3 protein-coding genes and 1 pseudogene are annotated in these 3550 nt (G+C 73.9%); all 4 read right to left on the bottom strand.

Going from position 1 to position 3550, the window contains the following annotated elements:
* A partial coding sequence (locus AC2W7G_RS11895; protein WP_485868626.1) for an NAD-dependent epimerase/dehydratase family protein occupies positions 1-953 on the bottom strand: 953 nt, incomplete at its 3' end.
* Complete coding sequence (locus AC2W7G_RS11890) at positions 950-2506, bottom strand: alpha/beta hydrolase fold domain-containing protein (protein WP_485868625.1); 1557 nt, start codon at positions 2504-2506, stop codon at positions 950-952. The genes AC2W7G_RS11895 and AC2W7G_RS11890, both read right to left, overlap by 4 nt.
* 75 nt (positions 2507-2581) lie before the next feature.
* On the bottom strand, positions 2582-3157 hold the full coding sequence (locus AC2W7G_RS11885; protein WP_485868627.1) for an LCP family protein: 576 nt from the start codon (positions 3155-3157) through the stop codon (positions 2582-2584).
* A pseudogene (locus tag AC2W7G_RS11880) lies at positions 3082-3550 on the bottom strand (hypothetical protein); the annotation flags it as partial. The pseudogene AC2W7G_RS11880 and the gene AC2W7G_RS11885, both read right to left, overlap by 76 nt.

Genomic DNA, 3550 nt, shown 5'->3' with positions numbered 1-3550 from the left:
CGCGGTCGGTCTCCTGCAGCGCCTCGCGCAGCGCTCGTCGGCCGGCACCCGCGGCGCCCAGCGAGCGCCCGCAACCGCGAGGCGTCCAGCAGCGGCAGGGTGCGCAGCAGGTCGAACAGGGCCGGCTCGGCCGGGACGACGTGCAGGTGCCACAGGGCCGACAGCGCCGAGCGGGTCAGGACGTCGGGCACCGGCACGACCTTCGCGCCCATGACCCGGCCGAACGTCTCGGCGTCGATGACCGGGCCGGCCGCGACGTTGTAGGCGCCGTGCGCCCGCTCGTCGAGCGTGACCAGCCGGAACGCCTCGGCGACGTCGTCGGTGTGCATGGTCTGCAGCGTCATGCCGCGCGGCCACGGCACGACCGGCAGCCGGCCCGGACGCACGAGGGCCGTGGGCACGAACGGGCCGGCCATGAGCCGCTTCTGGGCCGACGCCGAGCTGCGCTGCAGGATGAAGCACGGACGCATGCGCACCACCCGCAGGTCCGGGTTCGCCGCCTCGACGACGTCCAGCGCCCGCTCGGCATAGGCCTTCTCGCGCCCGTAGGCGGCGTGCGGGGTGCTGTGCGTCGGCCAGGACTCGTCGACCGTGCGCCCCGGGGCGGGGGAGTAGGCCCCGACCGAGGACGTGTGCACGAGCGTGCGGACGCCGGCGCGGGCCGCCGCCTCGAACACCCGGACGCTGCCGACCGCGTTCGCCTGCCAGGTCACCGACGGCGAGTGCGTGGGCTGGAACAGCCACGCGGTGTGGACGACCGCGTCCGCGCCGGCCAGGAACGGCTCGAGGTCGTCCTCACCGACGTCCGCGACGGCGTACGTGGTCTTGGCGACGCCCTCGTCCGGCAGCCGCCGGGCCAGGCCGACGACCTCGGTGACGCGCTCGTCGGCAGCCAGCGCCCGGACGACGGCGCTGCCGACGTTGCCGGTGGCGCCGGTGACGACGACCTTCATGACGTCGTCCCGAACGCCGCGGTGAAGTGGCGCGCGGCCTCGGTCTGGGCCTGCTCGGCCTCGGGCAGCACCGCCGCGGCCCCGAAGAACTCGTGCATGACGCCGGCGTAGTGCCGCAGCGTCGTGCGGACGCCGGCCGACTCCAGGTGCCGGGCGAAGTCCTGGCCCTGGCTGCGCAGCACGTCGCGCTCGGCCGTCACGACGAGCGTCGGCGGGAGCACCGCCAGCTGCTCGGCCGGGCGGCCCAGCAGGTCGACGCGCGGGTCCTTCGCGGCCTCCGGGACTCCCTCGAACGCGTGCATGGCCATCCACGAGAGCAGCGGGCGGTCCAGCGGACGGGCGTCGGCCGCGTCGTCCATCGAGTCGCCGTGCTGCTCGGGCGTGGTCAGCGGGTAGACGAGCACCTGCGCGGCCGGCAACGGCTCGCCGACGGCGGCGAGCTGCAGGCAGGTCGCGGCGCTCATGGTGCCGCCGACGGACTCCCCGCCGATGCCCACGCGGGTCGGGTCGGCGCCGATCTCGGCGGCGTGCTCGACCGTCCAGCGGTACGCCGCCAGGACGTCGTCGTGCGAGGCCGGGAAGACGTGCTCGGGCGCTCGCCGGTAGTCGGGGGAGACGACGACGGCGCCGGTCTTGTTGGCCAGGCCGCGGCACGAGGCGTCGTAGGTGTCGACGTCGAACAGCACCCAGCCGCCGCCGTGGATCCACACGATGACCGGGCGCGGGCCGGGCCCGCCGGACTCGGGCGTGTAGACCCGCAGCGTCTGCTCGCCGCCGGCCGCGTCGGGGATCGTGACGTCGCGGACGTCGGCGACCGGCTCGGGGCCCTCGAGACCGCGCTCGGCCATGACCTTCTTGACCGCGTCGTCCGGTCCGGGCTGCTGGCGGGCCTGGTCGGGCTCGAGGATCTCGAACGGGAGCGGGCCGAGGGAGGAGTGCGCGTCGACGATGGCCTGGGCGTCGGGGACGAGCGTGCCCGACGGGTCGGTGGCCATCTCCTTCTGCTTGCCCGAGAGCAGGTCGCGGACGTGGTCCAGCGGCTTGGCCAGCATGCCGGCGATCTTCTCGGCGATGCCCTCGTCGGGGGCGTGCGGGTGGGGACGAGTCGGGGCCTGGCGCTTGGCGGCCAGGAACTGCTTGCCGAGCTCGGCCATGCGCTCGGCGCCGGCCTTGGCCCGGAACTCGGGCAGCTCCTCGTCCTCCTCGTCGTGGACGTGGTGGCGGACGACCTCCATGAGCCGCGTGAGCGACTGCTCGAACTCGTCGTCGCCGGGCTCGGTGCGGCCCAGGACGACGAGCAGCTCCTTGATCTGCTGGTGCTCGTGCTCGGCGTCGTCGTGCTCGTCGGTCATGCCGATCTCCGGCCAGATCGGGTAGAGGACGGTCTCCTCGGCGAACGCGTGCAGGGCGAGCTCGAAGCTCACCTGGTCGACCAGGACGCGGCGGTTGCCGCGGCCGGCCTCGAGGTGCTGGAACTGGCGCTCGACCACGGCGTGGTCGTCGGCGATCAGGTGGTCGACGTCGCCGGGCTGGGTGGGGTAGGACAGGGCCATGGGGCGGCCTCCTCGGGGGTGGACTCGCCCCAGCCGTGCCCGACGGGACCGGCGGTCAAACCGCCGCGCCCGCGCCTACTCGCCGGCCGGCAGGCCGTCCTTGGTGCACAGGTCCCCGACGTCCTCGGTGCGGTCGGCGGCGATGAGCTCGAACATCTCCTTCGAGCGCTTGGAGTCCCAGCGCACCGAGAAGTCGGCCAGCGGCACGGTGCAGTTGAGCCCGCCGCCGCCCATGACCGACGACAGCGACCACGCGAACCGGGCCAGCGACACCGGGCCGACGTTCTCGCCGATGCGCAGCGCGCCCGAGCCACCCTTGGCCACCTCGAGGTAGCGCAGCGGGTTCAGCACCGTGCTCGGCGACTTGAGCTTCGAGCCGATCGAGCCGATGACCTCGCGCTGGCTCTGGACGCGCTGGATGTCGCCCGTGCTGTAGCTGTGCCGGTTGCGCGAGTACGCCAGCGCGGTGACGCCGTCGGCGTCCTGGCACCCGGCCTGCACGTTCAGGCCGGAGTCGCGGTCGCGCAGGCGCTCCTTCGGGCAGATCTCGACGCCGCCGACGGCGTCGACGAGGTTCACCAGGCCGCCGAGGCCGATCTCGACGTAGTCGTCGACCCGGATGCCGGTGTTCTCCTCGATCGTGCGGACCAGCAGCTCGGGCCCGCCGTAGGCGTACGCGGCGTTGATCTTCGTCTCGCCCGGCCGGGGATGTCGACGATCGAGTCGCGCGGGATCGACATGAGCAGCGACGGCCCGCCGCCGACGTGCAGCAGCATGATCGTGTCGGTGCGCTCGCCGACGTCGCCGCCGGTGTTGAGCTGGTTGCGCTCCTCGCGGGTCAGGCCCTTGCGGCTGTCGGAGCCGACCACGAGGTAGGTCGTGCCCGGCTGCTCGGCCAGCCGGTCGTCGGGCTCGGCGTCGACGCGCGCGACCTGGTTCCAGGCCCACACGGGCACCGCGACGAGGAAGACGACCCAGGCCAGCAGCACCAGGCCGATGATCCGGCCCAGGCGCAGGCGGCGCTTGCGCGGACGTCCGCCGTCG

The sequence above is a fragment of the Aeromicrobium sp. PFPM2_SD2 genome (genome assembly GCF_057364525.1).
The sequence above is the reverse complement of the archived record's forward strand: the minus strand, read 5'-3'. Positions and strand labels throughout refer to the sequence as shown.